This window comes from Sphingomonas sp. LaA6.9 (genome assembly GCF_022601895.1).
Lineage (GTDB): Bacteria > Pseudomonadota > Alphaproteobacteria > Sphingomonadales > Sphingomonadaceae > Sphingobium_A.
This window is the reverse complement of sequence record NZ_JAKVIO010000052.1, coordinates 1-23,122: the sequence shown is the minus strand read 5'-3', so window position 1 is coordinate 23,122 and position 23,122 is coordinate 1. Positions and strand designations below refer to the sequence as shown.

Sequence of the window (23,122 nt, the reverse complement as noted above, 5' to 3'; positions counted from 1 at the left end):
CTACGGTACGGATGATCGTCAGAAGAGCGCTCTCGCGGCGTTCATCGTTGCCACGCCCAGCGCCGGGATCAGGAAATAGCCCAGCGGCGAGACGAAGAGCGCGGAGACCGCGATCAGACCATTCTCGACGATGCTCTCCGACGGCGCATAGGCGGGCGCCGGCTCGTCGAAGTACATCGTCTTGATGATCTTCAGATAATAATAGGCACCGATCACCGAGGCCGCGATACCGATGGCGGCGAGCGGCCACATGCCCGCGGCAACCGCGGCATCGAATACAAGGAACTTGGCCCAGAAGCCGAGCAGCGGCGGGATGCCCGCAAGGCTGAACATGAAGGTGGCGAGCGCCGCCGCCAACGCCGGACGCGTGCTCGACAGCCCCGACAGGCTCGAGATCGTCTCGACATGGTTGCCATCGCGGTCGCGCATCTGGAGCACGCAGAGGAAACTGCCCAGCGTCATCGCGACATAGATCGCCATATAGGTCATCACCGAAGCGACGCCCTCTTCGGTGCCCGCGGCAAGGCCGATGAGCGCGAAGCCGACATTGTTGATCGACGAATAGGCGAGCAGGCGCTTGATGTTGTTCTGGCCGATCGCGGCCACCGCGCCGAGCACGATCGAGGTGAGCGCCGCGAAGATCACGATCTGGCGCCATGCGTCCGATCCCGGACCCATGGCCTCAACGGCAACCCGCACGGTAAGAGCGATCGCCGCAACCTTGGGCGCGCTGGCGAAGAAGGTGGTGACAGGCGTGGGCGCGCCTTCATAGACGTCGGGCGTCCACATGTGGAACGGCACCGCGCTGATCTTGAAGGCGAGGCCCGCGAGCACGAAGACCAGGCCGAACAGTTCGCCGTTCGACAGGCCGTCCTTCATCGAAACCGCGATACCTTCGAACATCGTCGTGCCCGAGAAGCCATAAAGCAGCGTGATGCCGTAGAGCAGGATGCCCGAAGCGAGCGCGCCGAGGACAAAATATTTCAGGCCAGCTTCGGCCGAACGCGTGTCGCGGCGCATGAAGCTCGCGAGTACATAGGCGGCAAGGCTGTTGAGCTCGAGCCCGACATAAAGCGTCAGCAGGTCGGCGGCCGAGACCATCATCCCCATGCCGACCGCGGCGAGCACGATCAGGACGGGATATTCCGCGCGCAATCCGCCGCTTTTGGCAAAGAAGCCCGGGGCGACGATCAGCGACACAGCCGCAGCGATATAGATCAGCAGCTTGGCGAAGGCGGCGAAGGCATCGGCGCGGTAGAGGCCGTAAAACGCCTCTCCACCGTGCCCTGCCGGACCGAGCAGCGCGAGCCCCGCGGCAGCGAACAGCGCCACTGAAAGCCAGCTAATGGCCTGCGTGGCCTTGTCGCCCGCATAGGCAGCAATCATCAGCAGAACGAGCGAGCCGAGCGAAAGAATGACCTCGGGCAGCGCCATCTGGAGGGAAGCGGCGTAATCCATCAGTGCGCCTCCCCGTGCGCGTCAGCTTTGACTTGAGGTTTGCCGGCTGCGAGCTGCGCGTCGCCAACAGGCCTGGCGCGTTCGATGCGCGCCAGCAGCGTGCCGATATCCTTGCGCATCGGCGCCATGAAGCTCTCGGGATAAACGCCCATCCACAGCACGACTGCCGCGATCGGCGCCATCAGCCACATCTCGCGGTGCGAGAGATCGGGCATCGCGCGGACATCCTCCTTGTCGAGATCGCCAAAGGCGACGCGGCGATAGAGGTAGAGCATGTACGCGGCACCAAGGATGATGCCGGTAGTGCAAATCAGCGTCACGAAGCTCGACACCTGGTAGGTGCCCGCAAGCGACAGGAATTCGCCGACAAAGCCGCTGGTGCCGGGCAAGCCGACCGACGCCATCGTGAACAGCATGAAGAACAGCGCATATTTGGGCATGTTGATCGCAAGCCCGCCGTAACGGTCGATCTCCCGCGTGTGCAGGCGGTCGTAGATCACGCCGACGCACAGGAAGAGCGCGCCCGAGACGAGGCCGTGCGAAAGCATGACAATCATCGCGCCCTCGAGGCCCTGACGGTTGAAGGCGAACAGGCCGATCGTCACGATCGCCATGTGCGCGACCGAGGAATAGGCGATCAGCTTCTTCATGTCGTTCTGCACCAGCGCGACGAGCGAGGTGTAGACAACCGCGATCATAGACAGTCCGAAGATCACCCAGATCAGTTCGGCCGAAGCCTCGGGGAACATCGGCAACGAGAAGCGGATGAAGCCGTAACCGCCCATCTTCAGCAGCACGCCGGCAAGGATCACCGAACCCGCGGTCGGTGCCTGCACGTGCGCGTCGGGAAGCCAGGTGTGGACGGGCCACATCGGCATCTTGACGGCGAAGGAGGCGAAGAAGGCCAGCCAGAGCAGCGTCTGCGCTTCCACCGGGAAGTCGTAGTTCATCAGCTCGGGGATGAAGGTCGTCCCTGCCTCGCGCGCCATCCACAGCATCGCGATCAGCATCAGCACCGATCCGAGCAGCGTGTAGAGGAAGAACTTGTACGACGCGTAGATGCGGTTCGCACCGCCCCAGATGCCGATGATCAGGTACATCGGGATCAGGCCGGCCTCGAAGAAGATGTAGAACAGGAACAGGTCCTGCGCCGCGAACACGCCGATCATCAGCACTTCCATGAACAGGAAGGCCGCCATGTATTCGGGCACGCGCTTCTCGATCGCCTCCCACGAGGCGAGGATGCAGATCGGCATGAGGAACAGCGTGAGCATGATCAGCATCAGCGCGATACCGTCGATGCCGAGCGCCCAGGCGAAACGGCCGAAGACCGGCACATATTCCTGGAACTGCCACTGCGCACCGAGCAGGCTGGCGTCGTAATTGACCCACAGAACGATGCCGAGCGCGAAGTCGACCAGCGTCGCGACCAGCGCTATCATCCGCGCGTTCTGCGCGCTCACGTAAAGGCACGCCACTGCCGCCACCATCGGGATGGCGAGCATCAGCGAAAGGATGGGAAAGCCGAGCTGGTTCGTCATTGCGCCACCGCCCACACTGCCCAGGTCGCCGCGGCGGCAAGGCCGATCAGCATGACGAAGGCATAGCTGGCAAGGAAGCCCGACTGGAGCTTCGCGGTGAGCCCGTTGCCCTTGACCGCGAGCGCGGCGAGGCCGTTCGGACCGAAGCGGTCGATCGTCCCCTCGTCGCCGCCCTTCCAGAAGAGGCGACCGAACCAAAAGGCAGGCTTCACGAAGATCAGGTTGTAGAGCTCGTCGAAATACCACTTGTTGAGCAGGAAATCGTAGAGGACGCGGAACTGGGCCACGAACTTCTCCGGAATGTCGGTGTTCACGATATAGGCGCGCCAGGCGATGAACAGGCCGGTCAGCATGACCGCGGCCGGCGTCAGTTTCACCCACAGCGGCACTTCATGCATCGCGTGCATCAGGTGCGTGTCGAAGGCGATGCTGCCGTTCCAGAAGTGGACGCCGTGTTCGGCGTCGACGAACTGGTGATGGAAGAGGAAGCCCGCGAAGATCGCGCCGAGCGTCAGCACGCCAAGCGGGATGAGCATCGAGATCGGGCTTTCATGCGGGTGGTAACCCGCAGTGCCTTCATGCGGCAGGTGGTCATGCGGATCGCGATGATGCTCCTCGGTGGGATCGTCGCGATGTTCTTCCACATGGTGCACTGCATGCTGGATGTGCTCGGATTCCTCCCAACGGGCTTTTCCGAAGAAGGTGAGGAAGATCAGGCGCCACGAATAGAAGCTCGTGAGCAGCGCCGCGAACGCGCCAACCGCGAAGGCGAGCTTGCCCGTCGAGCCGGCAGCGAAGGCGGCCTCGAGGATCGCGTCCTTCGAATAGAAGCCCGCAAAGCCGAACACGCCGATAATGCCGACGCCCGTGATCGCGAGCGTGCCCGCCATCATCGCCCAGAAGGTGAGCGGGATGTGCTTACGCAGCGCGCCATAATAGCGCATGTCCTGCTCGTGGTGCATGGCGTGGATCACCGAGCCTGCGCCGAGGAACAGCAACGCCTTGAAGAAGGCGTGCGTGAACAGGTGGAACATCGCCGCGCCATAGGCGCCGACGCCCGCCGCGAAGAACATGTAGCCGAGCTGCGAACAGGTCGAATAGGCGATGACGCGCTTGATGTCGGTCTGCGTCGTGCCCACGGTCGCGGCGAACAGGCAGGTCGCGGCACCGATATAGGTGACGAAGGTGAGCGCGGTCTCGCTGGTCTCGAACATCGGCGACAGGCGGCAGACCATGAAGACGCCCGCGGTGACCATCGTCGCGGCGTGGATCAGCGCCGACACGGGGGTCGGGCCTTCCATCGCGTCGGGAAGCCAGGTGTGCAGACCAAGCTGCGCCGACTTGCCCATCGCACCGACGAACAGCAGCAGGCAGAGAATGGTCATCGTGTCGAGGCGGTAGCCGAGGAAGCCGATGGTCGAACCCGCCATGCCGGGCGCCGCTTCGAGGATCGCGGGGATCGAGACGGTGCCGAACACGAGGAAGGTGCCGAAGATACCCAGCATGAAGCCAAGGTCGCCGACGCGGTTCACGACGAACGCCTTGATCGCGGCCGCGTTGGCCGAGGGCTTCCTGAACCAGAAGCCGATCAGCAGATACGAAGCGAGGCCCACGCCTTCCCAGCCGAAGAACATCTGGACGAGGTTGTCGGCCGTCACGAGCATCAGCATCGCGAAGGTGAAGAGCGAGAGATAGGCGAAGAAGCGCGGCTGATCCGGATCGTCCTCCATATAGCCCCAGCTATAGAGGTGGACGAGCGCCGAGACCGTCGTGATGACGACGAGCATCACCGCGGTGAGCGTATCGACGCGCAGCGACCACTGGACGTTCAGATCACCCGACTTGATGAAGTCGAGTACCGGGATCACCTGCGCGGGCACTTCGCCGCCGACATGCGCGAGGAAGATCGGCCAGCTCAGCAGGCACGAGATGAACAGGCCGGCGGTGGTGATCGACTTGGCGACGGTGTTGCCGAGAGCGCGGTTACCGAGCCCTGCGACGATGGCTGCCAGCAGCGGCAGGAAGACGATTGCGTGGATGGAGGTCACCGGAAATTCACCCCTTCATCCGGTTGATGTCATCAACCGCGATCGTGCCGCGGCCACGGAAATAGATCACCAGGATCGCAAGCCCGATCGCTGCCTCGCCGGCGGCGACGGTCAGCACGAACATCGCGAAGACCTGCCCCACCATGTCGCCCAGATAGGCGCTGAAGGCGACGAGGTTGATGTTCACCGCGAGCAGGATCAGCTCGATCGCCATCAGGATGATGATGACGTTCTTGCGATTGATGAAGATGCCGAGCACGCCCATCACGAACAGGAACGCGCTCACCACCAGATAATGCTGGATGCCGATCACAGCTCCACCCCCTGCCCCACGGGCTGATTGATATTGCGGATGGCGTCCTGGGGACGGCGCTTGACCTGTTCCGAGATGTTCTGCGGACGGACGCCGCCGCGCGCACGGTGAGTCAGCACGATCGCGCCGATCATCGCGACGAGCAGGACAAGCCCGGCCGCCTCGAAAATGTAGAGGTAACGCGTGTAGAGCAGTGCCCCCAGTGCCTCGATATTGGACTGGTCCGCTGGGATCGGCGAAACGCGCTGGGCAAGCTCGATGCCCCCGGCCTGCCAGGCGCCGACCGCAAAGATCATCTCGCCGACGAGCACGAGCGCGAGCAGAACGCCGAACATCGCGTAATTGGCGAAGCCCGCGCGCAGTTCGGCGAAATCGATGTCGAGCATCATCACGACGAAGAGGAAAAGCACCGCGACCGCGCCCACATAGACGATGACGAGCAGCATCGCGATGAATTCAGCGCCCGCGAGCAGCATCAGGCCCGCGGCGTTGAAGAATGCGAGGATCAGCCACAGCACGGAGTGCACGGGGTTGCGCGCCATGATCGTCAGCGCACCGCTGGCGATCACCATGATGGCGAACAGGTAAAAGGCGAATATCTGTATCACGGCTCTTGCGAGGCTCCCCTGTTCCGTGGGCGCTTAGCGATAGGGTGCATCGGCGGCAAGGTTCGCGGCGATTGCGCGCTCCCACTTGTCGCCGTTGGCGAGGAGCTTGGCCTTGTCATAAAGCAATTCCTCACGCGTTTCGGTCGCGAACTCGAAGTTCGGACCTTCCACCACCGCATCGACCGGGCAGGCTTCCTGGCAGAAGCCGCAATAGATGCATTTGGTCATGTCGATGTCGTAGCGCGTCGTGCGGCGGCTGCCGTCCTCACGCGGTTCGGCTTCGATCGTGATCGCCTGCGCGGGGCACACTGCCTCGCACAGCTTGCACGCGATGCAGCGTTCTTCGCCATTCGGGTAACGGCGCAGCGCATGCTCGCCGCGGAAACGCGGGCTGAGCGGGTTCTTCTCGTAGGGATAGTTGATCGTCGCCTTGGGCTTGAAGAAATACTTCAAGGTCAGCCAGTGCGCCTTGACGAACTCCCAGAGCGTGAAGGTCTTTACGAGATGGGCGAGGCTCATGATACGCCTCCATAGCGCGTAAGCATCAGATATCCGGACACGAGGAAGACCCAGAAGAGCGACAGCGGCAGGAAGATCTTCCAGCCAAGCCGCATCAGCTGGTCATAGCGATAGCGCGGCACCGTCGCCTTGATCCACGAGAAGATGAAGAAGAAGACGAGGATCTTGGCGAAGAGCCAGAAGATGCCCGGGACCAGGTAGAGCGGCGCCCAGTCGATCGGAGGCAGATAGCCGCCCCAGAAGAGGATCGCGTTCAGTGCGCACATCAGGATGACGTTGGCGTATTCGCCCAGCCAGAACAGTGCGAAGCTCATCGACGAATATTCGGTCTGGTAGCCCGCGACGAGCTCCGATTCCGCTTCGGTCAGGTCGAAGGGCGCGCGCGCGGTCTCGGCGAGCGCCGAGATCAGGAACACCACCGCCATCGGGAAGAGCAGCGGGTTGAAGCCATAGGCGTTGATGACGCCGAAGATGTGCCCCTTCTGGTCCTCGACGATGCCGGTCAGGTTGAAGGTGCCCGCGAAGAGCACGACCGAAATCAGCACGAAGCCGATCGAGACTTCGTAGGACACCATCTGCGACGCCGCGCGAATGGCCGAATAGAAGGGATATTTGGAGTTCGACGCCCAACCCGCAAGGATCACGCCGTACACGCCGAGCGACGAGGCCGCGAGGATGTAGAGCAGACCGACATTGATGTCGGCGAGCACCATGCCCTCACCGAAGGGGATCACCGCCCAGACGATCAGCGCCACCGTGAAGGTGATGATCGGCGCGAGCAGGAACAGACCCCGGTTCGCGGCCGAGGGAATGATCGTTTCCTGCAGGAAGACCTTGAGGCCGTCCGCGAAGGACTGGAGCAACCCGAGCGGCCCGACGACGTTGGGGCCGCGGCGCAGCGCCATCGCCGCCCAGATCTTGCGGTCGGCATAGATGATCATCGCGACCGCGAGCATCAGCGGCAGCGCGATGAACAGGATCAGCAACAGCGTGGCGAGAAACCAGCCGAAGCCATAGCCCAGAGTGGACTGGAAAAACTCGGTCATTCCGCGGCCTCCAGAATCTGCTCGCCATGGAGCAGCTCGGTCGAGCAGCGATCCATTGTCGGGGACGCGCGGCAGATCGCGTTGGTCAGGTAGAAATCCTTGATCGGATAGGCCGAAATCGTGCCTTCCGCCTTGGCGTCGAGCTTGGGCGGCGCCCATGCATAGGTCGCGAGACCCTCGACACCCAGCGCGGGCACCTCAGCCGCCATCGCCGCGCGAAGCTGCTCGAACGTGTCGAAAGGCAGCGCCTGGCCGATCACCGCCGACAGCGCGCGGAAGATCGTCCAGTCCTCGCGCGCGTCGCCCGGTGCGAAGACCGCACGGTCGCTGCGCTGGACGCGGCCTTCAAGATTCACATAGGTGCCCGGCTTCTCGCTGTACGCCGCGCCCGGCAGGATCACGTCCGCCGCATGTGCGCCCGCGTCGCCGTGATGGCCCACATAGACCTTGAAGCTCTTGTCGAACTTCGAGAAATCGACCTCGTCGGCACCAAGGAAGAAGGCCAGCTTGGGCTTCTTCGCGACAATATCGGCGATGCCGCCCTTCTGCGCGTAGCCGAGCATCAGCCCGCCCATGCGTGCGGCAGCCATGTGCAACACATTGAAGCCGTTCCAGTCATCCCTGACCAGGCCGAGCTTGGAAACGAGACCGAGCGCCGCACCATGTGCGTCCTTCAACCCTGCTCCACCCACGATCACGGCGGGCTTCTTCGCATCCTTGAACGCGTCCGCAACAGCCTTGGGCAACTTGCCCAGAACGCCAAGATCCTCGCCCAGCCATTCGACCTTGTAGGTCAGATCGACCTCTGGACCGACCGCGAACACCTTGGCCCCGCCCTTGCGGACCGCCTTGCGGATACGCGTGTTGACCAGCGGCGCTTCCCAGCGGACGTTCGAGCCGATGATGAGGATCGCATCGGCTTCCTCGATCCCGGCGATCGTGGTGTTGAAATTGACCGCACCAAGGTTCGACGCGTCATAAGCCATGCCCGTCTGGCGGCCTTCGAGCAGGTCCGAGCCCAGCGAGCGCACCAGCGCCTTGGCGGCGTACATCGTCTCGCAATCGACGATGTCACCGGCAATCGCGGCAACGCTGCCCTTGGCCGATTTCGCGACCTCGGCGATGGCGGCGAACGCTTCTTCCCAGCTCGCGGGCTTCAGCGCGCCATCAACGCGGACGAAAGGCTGGTCGAGACGACGACGGACGAGACCGTCAACCGCATGGCGCGTCTTGTCCGACGCCCATTCCTCGTTCACGTCCTCGTTGATGCGCGGCAGCGCGCGCAGCACCTGGCGACCGCGGCTGTCGAGGCGGATATTGGTGCCGACCGCGTCCATCACGTCGATGGCGAGCGTCTTCTTGAGCTCCCAGGGACGCGCCTCGAACGCATAGGGCTTGGAGGTGAGCGCACCCACGGGGCAGAGGTCGACGACATTGCCCGAAAGCTCGGAGGTCACCGCGCGCTCGAGATAGCTCGTGATCTGCATGTTCTCGCCGCGGCCAATCGCGCCGATTTCCTCGACGCCCGCGACTTCCTCGGCGAAGCGGACGCAGCGCGTGCACTGGATGCAGCGCGTCATCACGGTCTTCACGATCGGACCCATGTATTTTTCGGTCACGGCCCGCTTGTTCTCGTCGTAGCGGCTATGACCCTTGCCATAGGCGATCGACTGGTCCTGCAGGTCGCACTCGCCGCCCTGGTCGCAGATCGGGCAGTCGAGCGGGTGGTTGATGAGGAGGAACTCCATCACCCCTTCGCGCGCCTTCTTGACCATCGGGCTGTCGGTGCGGATTTCCTGTCCCTCTGCGGCGGGAAGCGCGCACGAAGCCTGCGGCTTGGGCGGCCCGGGCTTCACCTCGACAAGGCACATGCGGCAATTGCCGGCGATGGACAGCCGCTCATGATAGCAGAAGCGGGGAATTTCCTTCCCCGCCAGCTCGCAAGCCTGCAGGACGGTGGCGCCCTGCGGGACTTCGAGTTCGATGCCGTCTACGGTTACCTTGGGCATGATTACTCCGCGGCCTCCATCACAGGGGCGCTGCCGTGCTTCTCATTGATCCGCCGCTCGATCTCGGGGCGGAAGTGGCGGATAAGGCCCTGGATCGGCCAGGCAGCCGCGTCACCGAGCGCGCAGATGGTGTGGCCTTCGACCTGCTTGGTCACCTCGAAGAGCGTGTCGATCTCCGAAATGTCTGCATCGCCGGTGCGCAGCCGCTCCATCACGCGCCACATCCAGCCGGTGCCCTCGCGGCACGGCGTGCACTGGCCGCAGCTCTCATGCTTGTAGAAATAGCTGAGGCGCGAAATGGCGCGGACGATGTCGGTGGACTTGTCCATCACGATGACGGCGGCGGTGCCGAGGCCCGAGCCGAGTTCGCGCAGGCCGTCAAAGTCCATCGGCGCGTCCATGATCTGCGCCGCAGGGACGAGCGGGACCGAGGAGCCGCCCGGGATCACCGCGAGCAGATTGTCCCAGCCGCCGCGGATACCGCCGGCATGCTTGTCGATCAGTTCGCGGAAGGTGAGCCCCATCGTCTCCTCGACGACGCACTGCTTGTTCACATGGCCCGAGATCTGGAAGAGCTTGGTGCCCTTGTTGTTCTCGCGCCCGAAGGACGAGAACCACGTAGCGCCGCGCCGCAGTATCGTGGGGACGACCGCAATCGACTCGACATTGTTGACCGTGGTCGGGCAGCCATAAAGGCCCGCGCCCGCCGGGAATGGCGGCTTCAGGCGGGGCTGGCCCTTCTTGCCCTCGAGGCTTTCGATCTGCGCGGTTTCCTCGCCGCAGATATAGGCGCCCGCGCCGCGGTGGACGAAGACGTCGAAATCATAGCCCGAGCCCGCGGCATTCTTGCCGAGCAGCTTCTTGTCATAGGCTTCCTGAACCGCGGCGAAGAGCGTCTCGGCCTCGCGGATGAACTCGCCGCGGATATAGATGTACGCGGCGCGCGCGCGCATCGCATAGCCCGCGATCAGTGCGCCCTCGATCAGCTTGTGCGGATCGTGGCGGATGATCTCGCGGTCCTTGCAACTGCCGGGCTCGGATTCGTCGGCATTGATGACGAGAAAATTGGGGCGCCCGTCGCGGCTTTCCTTGGGCATGAAGCTCCACTTCATGCCGGTCGGGAAGCCCGCGCCGCCGCGGCCGCGCAAGCCCGAGGCCTTGACCGCCTCGATGATCGCGTCCTGGCCGATTTCCATCAGCTTTTTGGTGTTGTCCCAGTCGCCACGCTTCTGCGCCGCGGACAGGTTCCACGGCTGGAATCCGTAGACGTTGGTGAAGATGCGGTCCTTGTCCGCAAGAGGCGTGATGGTCACCATTGCCCCCTGTAATCGTGGTTTGCGGAGGCCATTTCCTTGAGCGATGTCGGGCCGCCCTCGGGGCAGCTCGTCTGACGGTCGATCTGGGGGCCGGGCTTGGGCGTCTCGCCTTTTGCCAGCGCGTCGAGGATCGCGGCCATGCTCTCGAAGGTCAGGTCTTCGTAGTTGTCGTCGTTGATCTGCACCATCGGCGCGTTGGCGCACGCGCCAAGGCATTCGACCTCGGTGAGCGTGAAGAGGCCGTCGGCGGTGGTGTGTCCCTTGGACATGCCCCTGGCCTTGCACGCCGCGAACACATCGTCCGAACCGCGCAGCATGCACGGCGTCGTGCCGCAGACCTGCACATGATAGCGGCCGACGGGCGCGAGGTTGTACATGGTGTAGAAGGTGGCGACTTCGTACACACGGATATAGGCCATGCCGAGCTGCTTCGCGATATATTCCATCACGGGCACGGGCAGCCAGCCCTGCGTATTGGTCTCAAGCCCCACCTGGCGCTGCGCGAGGTCGAGCAACGGCATCACCGCTGATTGCTGCCGCCCCGCGGGGTAGCGCGCGATGATTTCCTTCACCTTGGTGGCGTTGGCGGGGGTCCATTCGAAATCGCCCCAGCGCGCGCGGACCTCGGCCTCGTCAGGGATTTGGGGTGCGTCAGCCATTATCGAACCAACCGATCAACGATCATCATAGAGTTGCTTCCCGTAACGGATCAGCCCTGCAACTGCCGCGCCGATCAGCAGCGCGCCAAAGGGCATCAGATCCTCACGATCGAACGAAGTCTCGGCGCCCGAAAAGGCGCCCGAAAGCATGCGGATCACGATGTAGCTCGCCAGCGCGACAACCGCGAACTGCACGAGCCGGACAAGGGTCGGAAGTGCGTTCAACGATCACACTCCCCGAACACGACGTCGATCGCCGACAGCACCGCGGTCGTGTCCGCGAGCATGTGTCCCTTCATCATGAAATCCATCGCCTGCAGGTGCGAGAAGGCGGTCGGGCGGATCTTGCAGCGGTAAGGCTTGTTGCTGCCGTCCGACACCAGATAGACGCCGAACTCGCCCTTGGGGCTCTCGGTCGCGACATAGACCGAGCCCTCGGGAACGTGGAAACCCTCGGTATAGAGCTTGAAGTGGTGGATGAGTGCTTCCATCGAGCGCTTCATCTCACCGCGCTTGGGCGGCACGACCTTGCGATCGAGGCTCGCGATCGGCCCTTCGGGCATTTCGGCGAGGCACTGCTTCATGATGCGCGCGGACTGACGCACTTCCTCGACGCGGACCATGAAGCGATCATAGCAATCGCCCTTGGTGCCCGTGGGGATGTCGAACTGCATCCGGTCGTAGACGTCATAGGGCTGCGCACGACGGATATCCCAAGGGAAGCCCGCGGCGCGGATCATCGGCCCCGAAAAACCCCAAGCCAGCGCGTCCTGCTTGCTGACGACGCCGATATCGACATTGCGCTGCTTGAAGATGCGGTTGTCGGCAACCAGGCTGATCGCGTCCTCGAACAGGCGCGGCAGGCGCGTGTCGAGCCATTCACCGATATCGGTCAGCAGCTTGAGCGGCACGTCCTGGTGGACGCCGCCGGGGCGCAGATAGGCGTGGTGCATGCGCGCGCCCGACATCCGCTCGAAGAAGTTGAGGCAGTCCTCACGGATCTCAAACAGCCACAGATTGGGCGTCATCGCACCCACGTCCATGACGTGCGATCCGAGGTTGAGCATATGGTTGCAGATGCGCGTCAGCTCCGCGAAGAACACGCGGAGATACTGTGCGCGCAGCGGCACTTCGAGATCGAGCAGCTTCTCGATCGCGAGGACATAGCTGTATTCCATGCCCAGCGGCGAGCAATAGTCGAGCCGGTCGAAATAGGGCAGCGCCTGCAGGTAGGTCTTGTATTCGATCAGCTTTTCGGTGCCGCGGTGGAGCAATCCGACATGCGGATCGACACGCTCGACGATTTCGCCGTCCAGTTCCATCACCATCCGCAGCACGCCGTGCGCCGCTGGATGCTGCGGGCCGAAGTTGATCGTGTAGTTCTGGATCTCGACATCACCTGGTGTCGGCTTTTCGGCATCGACGCGCGCTTCGAGTTCCTGGAGATGGTCAGCCATTATTTCTTACCTCCCGGCGAGGCCTTCGGCTTCTTCGCCGCAGGCTTTTTCACCGGTGCCTTGCTCGTGGTCTCGGCCTTGGGGGGCGCCTTCTTCGCGGCAGCCGACTTCTTCGCGGCTTCCTTGTTGGCAGGCTCGCCCGCGCCCGTATCTTCCTTCTTCTCGGTCACCTTGGGCGTCGGCGGCGGGGCCTTGGCCTCGGTCTTGGGCGCGTCAGCCTTCTTGATCTCGTCGGCCTTCAGCGGGGTCGGAGCCCCCTTGGCCTCGGGCAGCTTTGCCTTCTCGTCGCCCGGCAGCACATATTCGGCGCCTTCCCAGGGACTCATGAAATCGAAGGTGCGAAAATCCTGCGCCAGCTTGACGGGTTCATAGACGACGCGCTTCGCCTCTTCCGAGTAGCGCAGCTCGACAAAACCGGTGAGCGGAAAGTCCTTGCGCTGCGGATGGCCGCGAAAGCCGTAGTCGGTGAGGATGCGGCGCAGATCGGGATTGCCCGAAAAGAGCACGCCGTACATGTCGTACACCTCGCGCTCGAGCCAGCCTGCAACGGGCCAGATGCCCGTGACGCTGGGCACCGGCTTTTCCTCGTCGGTCCACACATGGACACGGATGCGGTGGTTCTTCGTCACTGACAGCAGGCAATAGACGACCTCGAACCGCTCGAGGTTCTGCGGCCAGTCGACGCCCGCGATCTCCATGAGCTGCTGGTAATGACAGACGTCGCGCAGCGCGGTCATTGCCTCGACCAGCGCCTCGCGCTTCACGGTGATCGCGACCTCGCCAACGGCTTCAACGCCATCGACAAAGGCGCCACCGATGGCAGCGCGTACGGCATCGATCACGCCCTCATTGGTGGCGTATTTGGGTGCAGGACTTCCCATATCAGCGCTCTATCGTGCCCGAACGGCGGATCTTCCGCTGAAGCTGCATGATGCCGTACAGCAGCGCCTCAGCAGTCGGCGGGCAGCCGGGGACATAGATGTCCACGGGCACGATGCGATCGCAGCCGCGCACCACCGAATAGCTGTAGTGATAGTAGCCGCCGCCATTGGCGCAGCTGCCCATCGAGATGACGTATTTGGGCTCCGACATCTGATCGTAGACCTTGCGGAGCGCGGGGGCCATCTTGTTGCAGAGCGTGCCCGCGACGATCATCACGTCGGACTGGCGCGGAGACGCGCGCGGGGCAGCACCGAAGCGCTCCATGTCATAGCGCGGCATGTTCACATGGATCATCTCGACCGCGCAGCAGGCGAGGCCGAAGGTCATCCACCAGAGCGAGCCGGTACGCGCCCACTGGAAAAGGTCTTCCGTCGAGGTGACGAGGAAGCCCTTGTCGGCGAGTTCACCGTTCAGATCCTTGAAAAACGCCTGATCCGGCGCCGTGCCGGGCGCGGGCATGCCGGGCGCCGTTGGCGTGAGTGTCACTCCCATTCCAGCGCTCCCTTCTTCCACGCATAGACAAGGCCGAGCACGAGCTCGCCCAGAAAGATCATCATAGCAGCCCAGCCGGTCCATCCGATCTCGTCGAGCGAAACCGCCCATGGGAACAGGAAGGCCGCTTCAAGATCGAAAATGATGAAGAGGATCGCGACGAGATAAAACCGCACGTCGAACTGGCTGCGCGAATCCTCGAATGCGGGGAACCCGCATTCATATTCGGACAGCTTTTCAGCATCGGGCTTATGCGCGCCGGTCAGGCGCGAAACCGCCATCGGCGCGAAGACGAACACGCTGGAAAGGACCAATGCCACGCCCAGAAAGAGCAGGATCGGCAGATATTGCGACAGATCGACCAAGGGACTCTCGTTACGCTAAGAGTTTCTGGCGCGGCTTCTAGGACTGCTGCACCCGCGAAGCAAGGCTTGGAAACTCTGAGAATGATTCGCAATTTGACGGATTTCTGCGGGTTTTCGCGACGTGACGCACCGTTGACAGCGATGGCCCGACCAACGACTCTTCAACAGCTCGCGACAAGGGGGAAATTATGCGGCCCATGCACTTCGCAATCCCGCTGCTGCTCGTCATGGCGGCGGCGACATCGGCACAGGCCGAAATGATCTCGCCCAGGGATCAGGGCAAGTTCGTGACCCTGCTCCGCGACAAGGGCTACAAGGCCGAGATGATCGAAGGGACGGACGGCAACTATATTCGCAGCGCCGACTCCGGCGTGCCGATCACGATCTTCTTCCTCAACTGCGAAAGCGGCGGGAAGACGGGCTGCACGACAATCCAGTTCTATACCGGATTCAAGGACGTGAAGAACGTCTCGCTGGACAAGATCAACGAGTGGAACAGCACGCGCCGTTTCGCGCGCGCCTATGTCGATCGCGACGGCGACCCTGTGATCGAAATGGATGTCGACATGGATTTCGCAGGAATTCCCCGCGAGAATTTCTACGCCAATCTCGACATCTTCATCGCCTCGATCCCCAAGTTCCGCGATTTTCTGCAGAAATAGAATCATGAGCGCCGCACGGGCGGCGCTCCACAGACACTCAGCGTGGCGCCTTGAGTGCCCCCGCCAGCAGCTTGTGCAGCTTGGAATGCAGCGTGTCGTTAGCGGCAAGGAATTCCTTGCGCTCCATCGGACGGTCACCGCCGCGGAAATCGGTGACGAAGCCGCCCGCCTCCCGCACGAGCAGCATGCCCGCCGCCACATCCCAGGGCTGGAGGTCGCTTTCCCAGAAACCGTCATAACGGCCAGCCGCGACCCATGCGAGATCGAGCGACGCCGAACCGAAGCGACGGACGCCCGCAACCTCGGGCGCAATCGCCGCAAAGATTTTGGTCCACTGCGCGAAGTCGCCGTGCCCCATATACGGAATACCCGTGGCGATCAGTGCCTCGTCGAGATGACGGCGCGATGACACGCGCAGGCGCTGGTCCTGCAACCAGGCGCCCCTGCCCTTTTCGGCCCAGAAGCTCTCGTCGGTTAGCGGTTGATAGACGAGCGCGCTGGTGATCTCGCGGCTGCCATTGGGACGCGGCTCCTCGACCGCGATCGAGATCGCGAAATGCGGAATGCCGTGCAGGAAGTTCGACGTGCCGTCGAGCGGATCGATGATCCAGCGCGGCTTGTCGGGATTGCCCGGGATCTCGCCGGCTTCTTCCATCAGGAAGCCCCAGTCCGGCCGCGCCTTCAGCAGCTCGTCATACAGCGTGCGCTCGGCGCGCTGATCGGCCATCGAAACGAAGTCCGCCGGCCCCTTCTTGGAGACCTGGAGGTGCTGCACCTCGTTGAAGTCGCGACGAAGCCGCGGCGCCGCCTTGCGCGCCGCGCGCTCCATGACCGTCAGAAGGCCGGAATGGGATACCATAGACAATCTCCCCCCTCCCGCGGGCGGGAGGGGACGGGGGTGGGAATGAGAAATATTCGGGGAGAGTGACTCGCCCCTGCCCCTTCCCGCAAGCGGGAAGGGAATTCGTTCAGTCCGCGCGCTTCACATATTCCTGGGCATAGACATCGACGATGATGCGCGTGCCCGAAGCGATGTGCGGGGGAACCATGATGCGAACGCCATTGTCGAGGATTGCCGGCTTGTACGAGGACGAGGCGGTCTGCCCCTTCACCACCGCATCCGCCTCGACGATCGTCGCCTCGATCTGATCGGGCAGCTGCACCGAGATCGGCTTTTCGTCATAGAGTTCCATCACGACGTCCATGCCGTCCTGCAGGAACGCGGCCGCATCGCCGAGCAGGTCGCGCGGCAGCGTGATCTGGTCGTACGTGTCCTTGTCCATGAAGGTCAGCGTTTCGCCGTCGGCGAACAGGAACTGGAAGTCCTTGGTGTCGAGGCGCACGCGCTCCACGGTCTCGGCCGAGCGGAAGCGGACATTGTTCTTGCGGCCGTCGATGAGGTTCTTCATCTCGACCTGCATGAAGGCGCCGCCCTTGCCGGGCTGGGTGTGCTGAATCTTCACGGCGCGCCAGATGCCGCCTTCATATTCGATGATGTTGCCGGGACGAATGTCCACGCCGCTGATCTTCATGGGTGCTCTCGCATGTCAAAGAAATTTGCACGCGGCCTCTATAGCGATGCCGCGTTCGAGGCAAGCCGGGTGACAGAAGCGACGTCGAATCCGTGCAAGACACCGATGCTCAGGAATCGTAAATTTCGAATCCGGGTTGAGCGTAAGCGGGTGGGTAAAGGCGGACGGGACGATGATAGTCGAACGCGAACAGCATCGAAGCCGGGCGCCGGCAGCAGGTTGCTTCGGCCTTGCGCGGGCACCCGAAAGCTATGACGGCGCTTCGCGTCAGCACAGCGAGGGCGAGCTTTCCGACTGGGAACGCTACGCCGCTCGCTTCTGCGTGATCGACTATGGCGACGGGCAGCCCGTCAAAGAAGCGCCGCGAACTTCCTGACCGCCGCCGCAGCGCCGTCGGAATCGTTCCAGACTGCGCCGCTCACCGCGAGGAAATCCGCGCCCGCGTCGATCAGCGGCTTCGCATTGTCCGGCGTGATCCCGCCAATCGCGACGCAGGGCAGCTCGAAGACGGTCGTCCACCAGCTCAGGATCGACGGATCGGGGCGATGGTGGGTTTCCTTGGTCTGCGTCTCGTAGAACGCGCCAAAAGCGACATAGTCAGCCCCCGCCTCGCCCGCTTCCATCGCGAGATGGCGGCTGTCATGGCAGGTGACGCCGATCTGGACGTTGGGACCGAGGATCTGGCGCGCTTCACGCGCATCGCCATCTTCCTGACCAAGATGGACGCCGTCGGCGCCGAGGCGCTTGGCCAGCGCAATGCTGTCGTTGATGATGAAGGCGACTTCGTGGTCCGCGCAGATCTTTTGCAACGGCTCGGCAAGCCGCGCGATGGCGTGATCGTCCAGCCCCTTCAGCCGGAGCTGGAACGCCGCCACCGGGCCAGCCTCGAGCACCGCGGCCAGCGTGCCCGCGAAATCGTCGCCGATCGTGGGCGGCGAGATCAGGTAAAGCTGGCACTTCGGCCGACGCGGATCGCGCTCGAAGCGGTCGGCGAAATTGGGGTCGAGCTGGAGGTCGTCGTCTTCGTCGGTCATTTCGCCGCACTAGCCAAAGTGTCGCGTCCGCGAAAGCGGATAAGACACTTTGGCGCAGTACTCATTCCTCGCCCTTGCGGATGCGCCAGCTCTTCGTGAGCGTCATCGCATCCACAACGGCGCCCGTTCAGGCCTTGACGGTCGAAGCCTGATGGATTTCGTCTATCGCGCTCCCCAGCGACGCGTCGAACTCCGCTTCACTCATGCCATGGCGAAGATCCGAAAGCAGCGCGCGGGAGAAGCTCGCGATCATGCCTTGGTTCTTGGCAAGCTCGGTGCAGGCCTCAGCGCGCGAGAAACCGCCCGACAGCGCGACGACACGCAGCACGCGCGGGTGATCGACCAGCGGCTTGAACAGATCGGGCTTTGCGGGGATCGAAAGCTTGAGCATGACCTTGTCGTTGCCCGGCATCGCATCGAGCGCCTTGAGTGTCTCTTCGAGCAGGATCTGATCGGCTTCCGCACGCTCGGGGCTCTTGATGTTGACCTCGGGCTCGATCATCGGAATGAGGCCGCCGGCAATAACCTGCTGCGCCACTTCGAACTGCTGCTTCACGATGGCGGCAATGCCCTCGCGATTGGCGAGGTTGATCACCGAGCGCTCCTTGGTGCCGAACACGCCAAGTCCCTTGGCACGCGCCAGCAGCGCGTCGAGCTCGGGCATCGGCTTCATCAGCTGGACGCCATTGGCCTCGTCCTCGAGCCCCTTGTCGATCTTGATGAAGGGCACGACACCCTTGTCGATCAGCGCCTGCGGGGTGGGCTTCCCATCGACCTGGCCGTCCATCGTGCGCTCGAACAGGATCGCGCCGATCACCTTCTCACCGGTGAACGCCGGCGAAGTGATGATGCGGCTGCGCATCTGGTGGATGAGGCCGAACATCTCCTCGTCGTTCGACCAGGCGCCTTCCTCGATGCCGTAGCCCTTGAGCGCCTTGGGCGTCGAGCCGCCGCTCTGGTCGAGCGCGGCGATAAAGCCTGCGCCCTTGCCCATCTGTTCCGCCATCTTGCCGTCCGCCATTTTTCCTCCAACCGGATGATCGTAGTTCCCGCGCGCTGTTAGGCGAGGCCTCCCGCATCGGCAACTATGGCAGCGTTGGACAGAAGTTTGCAGGCGCGGCTTTGCCGTGAGCGGAGCCGGTCGTGCGTCAGACCGCCCGCTCAGGCGGCCATGGCGGCCCCTTGAGCTCCAGATGGTTGCCCTCGGGATCGGTCAGATAGATACTTGGCCCCTCGCCTTCGGCGCCATAGCGCGAGACGACCTCGATCTCGGTGATCCCATGATGCGACAGATGTTCGCGGATCGCGGCTTCGTCCCAGGGGAGCACGCGAAAACAGACGTGATCGACATTGTGACCGTCGCGGCCCGGCGGCGGGCCGCCCAGCTTGCCGAGCTTTCCGTCCGCGGGGATCAGGTCGATCAGCGAATTGCCGATCCGCAGTTGATACAGGTCGACATGTTCCTGATATTTCTCGAAGCGCGCACCGAGTACCTCGGTATAGAAGCGCGCCATTGTCTCGAGGTCATGGACCCGGAACACGACGTGATCGATGTCCCGGATCGTGATCATCTCAGCTCTCCAGTGCCTTCACGCCAGGCAATTCCTTGCCCTCCATCCACTCGAGAAATGCGCCTCCGGCGGTGGAAACGAAAGTGAAATCGGCGGCAACGCCGGCATGATTGAGCGCGGCGACCGTATCGCCGCCCCCTGCGACCGAGACCAGCGACCCTTCCCTGGTGAGCGCCGCCGCGGTTCTCGCGAGCGCAACGGTGGCGGTGTCGAAGGGCGCAATCTCGAACGCGCCCATCGGACCGTTCCAGACCAGCGTACGGCACGTCTTGAGCACATCACCCAGCGCTTCAGTTGCTGCGGGGCCGACATCGAGAATCATCTCGTCGGCCGCGACCTCGTGGACGTTGACCGTGCGCGTCGGCGGATTGGCGGCGAATTCCTTCGCCACCACCACATCATAGGGCAGGTGCACGATGCAGTCGGCTTTTTCCGCAGCGTCCAGAATTTCCTCAGCAGTGCCCGTCAGGTCATGCTCGCACAGCGACTTGCCGACATCGACGCCGCGCGCGGCGAGGAAGGTGTTGGCCATGCCGCCGCCGATGATGAGGTGGTCGACCTTGGCGACCATCTGCTTCAGCACATCGAGCTTGGTCGAAACCTTCGCGCCGCCAACGACCGCGGCGACAGGATGCTCCGGACTCCCCAGCGCCTTGTCGAGCGCGTCGAGTTCGGCTTCCATCGCGCGGCCCGCAAAGGAAGGCAGCCGGTGCGCCAGGCCCTCGGTCGAGGCGTGCGCGCGGTGCGCGGCCGAGAAGGCATCGTTGACGTACAGATCACCCAGCGCGGCAAAGCGCTCGACGACGGCCGGTTCATTTTTCTCCTCGCCACTGAAGAAGCGCGTGTTCTCCAGCACAGCGATATCGCCGGGTTTGAGTCCGGCGACGGAGTCCTTGTCGCCCTCCCAGTCGACATAGCCGACGGGACGGCCGATCACCGCCTGATAGGCTGGCACAATCTGCGCCAGCGAGAATTCGGCCGACGGCCCCTTGGGGCGGCCGAAATGCGCGAGCACGAGAACGATCGCGCCCTTGTCCGCGAGTTCGGTGACCGTGGCGAGCGTGGCACGCAGCCGCGTATCGTCGGTCACCTTGCCATCGGCCATCGGCACGTTCAGGTCTTCCCGGACGAGCACGCGCTTGCCAGCGATATCGCCCATGTCATCGAGCGTCTTGAATTTCCTCACGGTTTTTCCTCAATCCTGATCGTGTCGCCCAGCGTAATATCGCCGCCCTCGAGCACGCGACAGCAGACGCCGCCACGCCAGTCGGGCCTTAGCGCGTCCTGAAGGCCCGGCGCCGCCTCATCCATGCGCTGGCATGGATCGGTTTCCAGCATGATTTCGAGCCGCACATCGCCGATCGCGACGATGTCGCCCGCGCGGCGCGGCAGTTTCAGCCCCTCGATGAAGAGGTTGGCACGGCGTGCGGTCCAGAGCACTTGCATGCCCAGCTCCGCACACGCCGTATCCCAATCCTCGCGCGCGAGGATCGTCACCTGTCGCTTCGCGATCTTGCCCGGCCGCACCCGACCGCGATGGTCGCCCTCCAGCCCGAACAGGGTTCCGATCCGCCCGCTTTCGAGCGTTTCCATCGGAGCCCTTGGACCAGAGCGGCGCGCCATCCCGATCAGGCGGCCGTGCTGCATGGTCAGATCAGCTTGCCGATTGCGCCGGCGGTGTCGACCATGCGGTTCGAGAAGCCCCATTCATTGTCGTACCACGAAACGACGCGGACGAGCTTGCCTTCGAGCACCGCGGTTTCGAGGCTGTCGACCGTCGACGAGGCGGGGTTGTGGTTGAGATCGATCGAGACCAGCGGCTCGTCGGTATAGGCGAGCACGCCCTTGAGCGCGCCTTCCGAAGCGGCCTTCAGGATCGAATTGATCTCGTCCTTCGTCACGTCGCGCTTGGGCGTGAAGGTGAGGTCGACGAGCGAGACGTTGGGGGTCGGCACGCGGATTGCCGAGCCGTCAAGCTTGCCCTTGAGCTCGGGCAGCACCTCGCCCACCGCACGCGCAGCGCCCGTTGTCGTGGGGATGATCGACATCGCAGCGGCGCGCGCACGACGCGGATCCTCGTGGATCTGGTCGAGGATCTTCTGGTCGTTGGTATAGGCGTGCACCGTGGTCATCAGGCCGCGCTCGATGCCGACGGTGTCGTTCAGCACCTTGGCGACCGGCGCGAGGCAGTTGGTCGTGCACGATGCGTTCGAGACGATCACATGCTCGGCCGTCAGCTTGTCATGGTTCACGCCATAGACGACGGTCAGATCGACGCCCTTGGCCGGCGCCGAGATCAGCACGCGCCTGGCGCCCGCATCGAGATGCTTCTGCGCGCTCTCGCGATTGGTGAAGAAGCCGGTGCATTCCAGAGCAATATCGACGCCCAGTTCCTTGTGCGGAAGCTTGGCAGGGTCGCGCTCGGCGGTCACGCGGATGCGCTTGCCGTCGACCAGGATGTCGTTGCCATCGACCTCAACGGTGCCGGGATAAGCGCCATGGACCGAGTCGCGCTTGAAGAGCATCGCGTTGGCCTTGGCATCCGCGAGATCGTTGATCGCGACCAGTTCGAGACCGCTGTCAGCACGCTCGAGGATCGCGCGCGCCACCAGGCGGCCGATGCGCCCGAAACCGTTGATCGCGACTTTGACTGCCATATTCCTGTCTCCTTCAGATGGAGTTGAGCGCCGCCAGAACCTGGGGCGCGATCTTCGCGGGGGTAAGTCCGAAATGCTCGTAAAGGTCGCCGGCGGGAGCCGACGCACCGAAGCCGTCGATGCCAAAGCGCAGGCCGTCAGTACCGGTGTGGCGCTCCCAGCCAAAGGTGGTGCCAGCCTCGATCGAGACGCGCAGCGCAGCGGCCGGGATCACTTCGGCACGGTAGCCCGGATCCTGTTCGGCGAAACGCTCCCAGCTCGGCATCGACACGACGTCGGCTCCGACACCCTCGGCCTCGAGCAGGTCGGCAACGCCAACGGCGATCTCGACCTCGGAGCCAGTGGCAATCAGCACGACTTTGCGAGCGGCCTTTGCCGCGCGCAGGCGATAGGCGCCCTTTGCCGACAGGTTCTCCGATGCGTCGGTGCGAAGTTGCGGCAAATTCTGGCGGGTCAGCGCGAGCAGCGAGGGCCCGTCCTTGCGCGCGAGCGCCAGTTCCCAGCACTCGGCGGTCTCGATGACGTCGGCGGGGCGCAGCACGTCCACATTGGGCATAGCGCGCAGCGACATGACATGCTCGACGGGCTGGTGCGTCGGGCCATCTTCGCCCAGGCCGATCGAATCGTGCGTCATCACATAGATGGCGCGCGTCTGCTGCAGCGCGGAAAGACGGATCGCGGGACGGCAATAGTCCGAAAAGACGAGGAAGGTGCCACCATAGGGGATGACACCGCCGTGCAGCGCCATGCCGTTCATCGCGGCGGCCATGCCGAATTCGCGAATGCCGTAATAGACATAGCGGCCCGAATAATCGTCCCTCGTGAGCGGACCGGTCGCCTTGGTCTTGGTATTGTTCGAACCGGTGAGGTCGGCCGAGCCACCGATCGTCTCG

At 63.4% G+C, this 23,122-nt stretch carries 26 protein-coding genes; 2 read left to right on the top strand and 24 right to left on the bottom strand.

Translation table 11 applies throughout. The annotated features are described in order from the left end of the window. Positions 1–18: 18 nt before the first annotated feature. From nuoN to MKI88_RS18925, 15 genes are read right to left on the bottom strand one after another with little or no spacing between them, the layout of a single operon-like run. Positions 19–1,458: an NADH-quinone oxidoreductase subunit NuoN gene (gene nuoN, locus MKI88_RS18995; RefSeq protein ID WP_241633124.1), complete on the bottom strand. Its 1,440-nt coding sequence runs from the start codon at positions 1,456–1,458 to the stop codon at positions 19–21. Then, complete coding sequence (locus MKI88_RS18990) at positions 1,458–2,999, bottom strand: NADH-quinone oxidoreductase subunit M (protein WP_241633123.1); 1,542 nt, start codon at positions 2,997–2,999, stop codon at positions 1,458–1,460. Before MKI88_RS18990 ends, nuoN begins: the two co-directional genes overlap by 1 nt. Next, a complete protein-coding gene (gene nuoL, locus MKI88_RS18985; RefSeq protein ID WP_241633122.1) occupies positions 2,996–5,047 on the bottom strand; it encodes an NADH-quinone oxidoreductase subunit L in 2,052 nt (683 codons plus the stop codon). The genes MKI88_RS18990 and nuoL overlap by 4 nt, the downstream gene beginning before the upstream one ends. A gap of 7 nt (positions 5,048–5,054) precedes the next feature. After that, positions 5,055–5,360 (bottom strand): NADH-quinone oxidoreductase subunit NuoK, encoded by a 306-nt coding sequence (nuoK, locus tag MKI88_RS18980; RefSeq protein ID WP_241633121.1) that lies wholly within the window; start codon positions 5,358–5,360, stop codon positions 5,055–5,057. Further along, positions 5,357–5,968 carry an NADH-quinone oxidoreductase subunit J gene (locus MKI88_RS18975; protein WP_241633120.1) on the bottom strand — a complete coding sequence of 204 codons (612 nt, stop codon included), beginning with the start codon at positions 5,966–5,968 and terminating at the stop codon, positions 5,357–5,359. The genes nuoK and MKI88_RS18975 overlap by 4 nt, the downstream gene beginning before the upstream one ends. Positions 5,969–6,001: 33 nt before the next feature. Beyond that, on the bottom strand, positions 6,002–6,487 hold the full coding sequence (gene nuoI / locus MKI88_RS18970; protein WP_407073386.1) for an NADH-quinone oxidoreductase subunit NuoI: 486 nt from the start codon (positions 6,485–6,487) through the stop codon (positions 6,002–6,004). Beyond that, positions 6,484–7,533 (bottom strand): NADH-quinone oxidoreductase subunit NuoH, encoded by a 1,050-nt coding sequence (gene nuoH / locus MKI88_RS18965; protein ID WP_241633119.1) that lies wholly within the window; start codon positions 7,531–7,533, stop codon positions 6,484–6,486. Before nuoH ends, nuoI begins: the two co-directional genes overlap by 4 nt. Further along, positions 7,530–9,542 (bottom strand): NADH-quinone oxidoreductase subunit NuoG, encoded by a 2,013-nt coding sequence (gene nuoG, locus MKI88_RS18960; RefSeq protein ID WP_241633118.1) that lies wholly within the window; start codon positions 9,540–9,542, stop codon positions 7,530–7,532. The genes nuoH and nuoG overlap by 4 nt, the downstream gene beginning before the upstream one ends. A gap of 2 nt (positions 9,543–9,544) precedes the next feature. Then, the gene (gene nuoF, locus MKI88_RS18955) at positions 9,545–10,858 is read right to left on the bottom strand and encodes an NADH-quinone oxidoreductase subunit NuoF (protein WP_241633117.1); all 1,314 of its coding nucleotides are present in this window, start codon (positions 10,856–10,858) and stop codon (positions 9,545–9,547) included. Then, complete coding sequence (gene nuoE, locus MKI88_RS18950; RefSeq protein WP_241633116.1) at positions 10,852–11,517, bottom strand: NADH-quinone oxidoreductase subunit NuoE; 666 nt, start codon at positions 11,515–11,517, stop codon at positions 10,852–10,854. Before nuoE ends, nuoF begins: the two co-directional genes overlap by 7 nt. Before the next feature lie 15 nt (positions 11,518–11,532). Next, the gene (locus MKI88_RS18945; RefSeq protein WP_241633115.1) at positions 11,533–11,742 is read right to left on the bottom strand and encodes a hypothetical protein; all 210 of its coding nucleotides are present in this window, start codon (positions 11,740–11,742) and stop codon (positions 11,533–11,535) included. Continuing rightward, positions 11,739–12,974: an NADH-quinone oxidoreductase subunit D gene (locus MKI88_RS18940; RefSeq protein ID WP_241633114.1), complete on the bottom strand. Its 1,236-nt coding sequence runs from the start codon at positions 12,972–12,974 to the stop codon at positions 11,739–11,741. The genes MKI88_RS18945 and MKI88_RS18940 overlap by 4 nt, the downstream gene beginning before the upstream one ends. Continuing rightward, positions 12,974–13,855: an NADH-quinone oxidoreductase subunit C gene (locus MKI88_RS18935; protein WP_241633113.1), complete on the bottom strand. Its 882-nt coding sequence runs from the start codon at positions 13,853–13,855 to the stop codon at positions 12,974–12,976. The genes MKI88_RS18940 and MKI88_RS18935 overlap by 1 nt, the downstream gene beginning before the upstream one ends. Position 13,856: 1 nt before the next feature. Then, positions 13,857–14,408, bottom strand: coding sequence for an NADH-quinone oxidoreductase subunit B family protein (locus tag MKI88_RS18930; protein ID WP_281063762.1), 552 nt, complete (start codon positions 14,406–14,408; stop codon positions 13,857–13,859). Then, positions 14,399–14,773 carry an NADH-quinone oxidoreductase subunit A gene (locus MKI88_RS18925; RefSeq protein WP_241633112.1) on the bottom strand — a complete coding sequence of 125 codons (375 nt, stop codon included), beginning with the start codon at positions 14,771–14,773 and terminating at the stop codon, positions 14,399–14,401. The genes MKI88_RS18930 and MKI88_RS18925 overlap by 10 nt, the downstream gene beginning before the upstream one ends. Positions 14,774–14,961: 188 nt before the next feature. On the opposite strand from MKI88_RS18925, the gene MKI88_RS18920 reads away from it, so the two are divergent. Further along, complete coding sequence (locus MKI88_RS18920; RefSeq protein WP_241633111.1) at positions 14,962–15,435, top strand: YbjN domain-containing protein; 474 nt, start codon at positions 14,962–14,964, stop codon at positions 15,433–15,435. 37 nt (positions 15,436–15,472) lie between these two features. On the opposite strand, the gene MKI88_RS18915 is transcribed toward MKI88_RS18920, so the two are convergent. Then, positions 15,473–16,294 carry an inositol monophosphatase family protein gene (locus MKI88_RS18915; protein ID WP_241633110.1) on the bottom strand — a complete coding sequence of 274 codons (822 nt, stop codon included), beginning with the start codon at positions 16,292–16,294 and terminating at the stop codon, positions 15,473–15,475. A 109-nt stretch (positions 16,295–16,403) separates the two neighbouring features. Then, positions 16,404–16,967 carry an elongation factor P gene (gene efp, locus MKI88_RS18910; RefSeq protein ID WP_119763995.1) on the bottom strand — a complete coding sequence of 188 codons (564 nt, stop codon included), beginning with the start codon at positions 16,965–16,967 and terminating at the stop codon, positions 16,404–16,406. Between the two features lie 172 nt (positions 16,968–17,139). On the opposite strand from efp, the gene MKI88_RS18905 reads away from it, so the two are divergent. Further along, on the top strand, positions 17,140–17,343 hold the full coding sequence (locus MKI88_RS18905; protein WP_241633109.1) for a hypothetical protein: 204 nt from the start codon (positions 17,140–17,142) through the stop codon (positions 17,341–17,343). Here MKI88_RS18905 and thiE read toward each other — a convergent pair. The 7 genes from thiE to MKI88_RS18870 all read right to left on the bottom strand — a co-directional run. After that, positions 17,318–18,001, bottom strand: a complete 684-nt coding sequence (gene thiE, locus MKI88_RS18900) for a thiamine phosphate synthase (protein WP_241633108.1) — start codon at positions 17,999–18,001, stop codon at positions 17,318–17,320. The two genes, MKI88_RS18905 and thiE, sit on opposite strands and share 26 nt — an antisense overlap. 127 nt (positions 18,002–18,128) lie before the next feature. Continuing rightward, a complete protein-coding gene (locus MKI88_RS18895; protein ID WP_241633107.1) occupies positions 18,129–19,022 on the bottom strand; it encodes a fructose bisphosphate aldolase in 894 nt (297 codons plus the stop codon). Positions 19,023–19,149: 127 nt separating this feature from the next. Then, positions 19,150–19,572, bottom strand: coding sequence for a VOC family protein (locus tag MKI88_RS18890; RefSeq protein WP_241633106.1), 423 nt, complete (start codon positions 19,570–19,572; stop codon positions 19,150–19,152). Between the two features lies 1 nt (position 19,573). Next, on the bottom strand, positions 19,574–20,731 hold the full coding sequence (locus MKI88_RS18885) for a phosphoglycerate kinase (protein WP_241633125.1): 1,158 nt from the start codon (positions 20,729–20,731) through the stop codon (positions 19,574–19,576). A 23-nt stretch (positions 20,732–20,754) separates the two neighbouring features. Beyond that, complete coding sequence (locus MKI88_RS18880; RefSeq protein ID WP_241633105.1) at positions 20,755–21,165, bottom strand: MOSC domain-containing protein; 411 nt, start codon at positions 21,163–21,165, stop codon at positions 20,755–20,757. 56 nt (positions 21,166–21,221) lie between these two features. After that, on the bottom strand, positions 21,222–22,229 hold the full coding sequence (gap, locus tag MKI88_RS18875) for a type I glyceraldehyde-3-phosphate dehydrogenase (protein WP_241633104.1): 1,008 nt from the start codon (positions 22,227–22,229) through the stop codon (positions 21,222–21,224). Between the two features lie 13 nt (positions 22,230–22,242). After that, positions 22,243–23,122: transketolase family protein (locus tag MKI88_RS18870; protein WP_241633103.1), on the bottom strand; the 880-nt coding region annotated here is incomplete at its 5' end.

Coding starts and splice junctions, on each gene's coding strand:
- nuoN (WP_241633124.1), bottom strand. CDS start 1,458: ATGGATTACGCCGCTTCCCTCCAGATGGCGCTGCCCGAGGTCATTCTT.
- MKI88_RS18990 (WP_241633123.1), bottom strand. CDS start 2,999: ATGACGAACCAGCTCGGCTTTCCCATCCTTTCGCTGATGCTCGCCATC.
- nuoI (WP_407073386.1), bottom strand. CDS start 6,487: ATGAGCCTCGCCCATCTCGTAAAGACCTTCACGCTCTGGGAGTTCGTC.
- nuoH (WP_241633119.1), bottom strand. CDS start 7,533: ATGACCGAGTTTTTCCAGTCCACTCTGGGCTATGGCTTCGGCTGGTTT.
- nuoG (WP_241633118.1), bottom strand. CDS start 9,542: ATGCCCAAGGTAACCGTAGACGGCATCGAACTCGAAGTCCCGCAGGGC.
- nuoF (WP_241633117.1), bottom strand. CDS start 10,858: ATGGTGACCATCACGCCTCTTGCGGACAAGGACCGCATCTTCACCAAC.
- nuoE (WP_241633116.1), bottom strand. CDS start 11,517: ATGGCTGACGCACCCCAAATCCCTGACGAGGCCGAGGTCCGCGCGCGC.
- MKI88_RS18940 (WP_241633114.1), bottom strand. CDS start 12,974: ATGGCTGACCATCTCCAGGAACTCGAAGCGCGCGTCGATGCCGAAAAG.
- MKI88_RS18935 (WP_241633113.1), bottom strand. CDS start 13,855: ATGGGAAGTCCTGCACCCAAATACGCCACCAATGAGGGCGTGATCGAT.
- MKI88_RS18930 (WP_281063762.1), bottom strand. CDS start 14,408: ATGGGAGTGACACTCACGCCAACGGCGCCCGGCATGCCCGCGCCCGGC.
- MKI88_RS18920 (WP_241633111.1), top strand. CDS start 14,962: ATGCGGCCCATGCACTTCGCAATCCCGCTGCTGCTCGTCATGGCGGCG.
- MKI88_RS18915 (WP_241633110.1), bottom strand. CDS start 16,294: ATGGTATCCCATTCCGGCCTTCTGACGGTCATGGAGCGCGCGGCGCGC.
- efp (WP_119763995.1), bottom strand. CDS start 16,967: ATGAAGATCAGCGGCGTGGACATTCGTCCCGGCAACATCATCGAATAT.
- MKI88_RS18905 (WP_241633109.1), top strand. CDS start 17,140: ATGATAGTCGAACGCGAACAGCATCGAAGCCGGGCGCCGGCAGCAGGT.
- thiE (WP_241633108.1), bottom strand. CDS start 18,001: ATGACCGACGAAGACGACGACCTCCAGCTCGACCCCAATTTCGCCGAC.
- MKI88_RS18895 (WP_241633107.1), bottom strand. CDS start 19,022: ATGGCGGACGGCAAGATGGCGGAACAGATGGGCAAGGGCGCAGGCTTT.
- MKI88_RS18890 (WP_241633106.1), bottom strand. CDS start 19,572: ATGATCACGATCCGGGACATCGATCACGTCGTGTTCCGGGTCCATGAC.
- MKI88_RS18885 (WP_241633125.1), bottom strand. CDS start 20,731: ATGGGCGATATCGCTGGCAAGCGCGTGCTCGTCCGGGAAGACCTGAAC.
- MKI88_RS18880 (WP_241633105.1), bottom strand. CDS start 21,165: ATGGAAACGCTCGAAAGCGGGCGGATCGGAACCCTGTTCGGGCTGGAG.
- gap (WP_241633104.1), bottom strand. CDS start 22,229: ATGGCAGTCAAAGTCGCGATCAACGGTTTCGGGCGCATCGGCCGCCTG.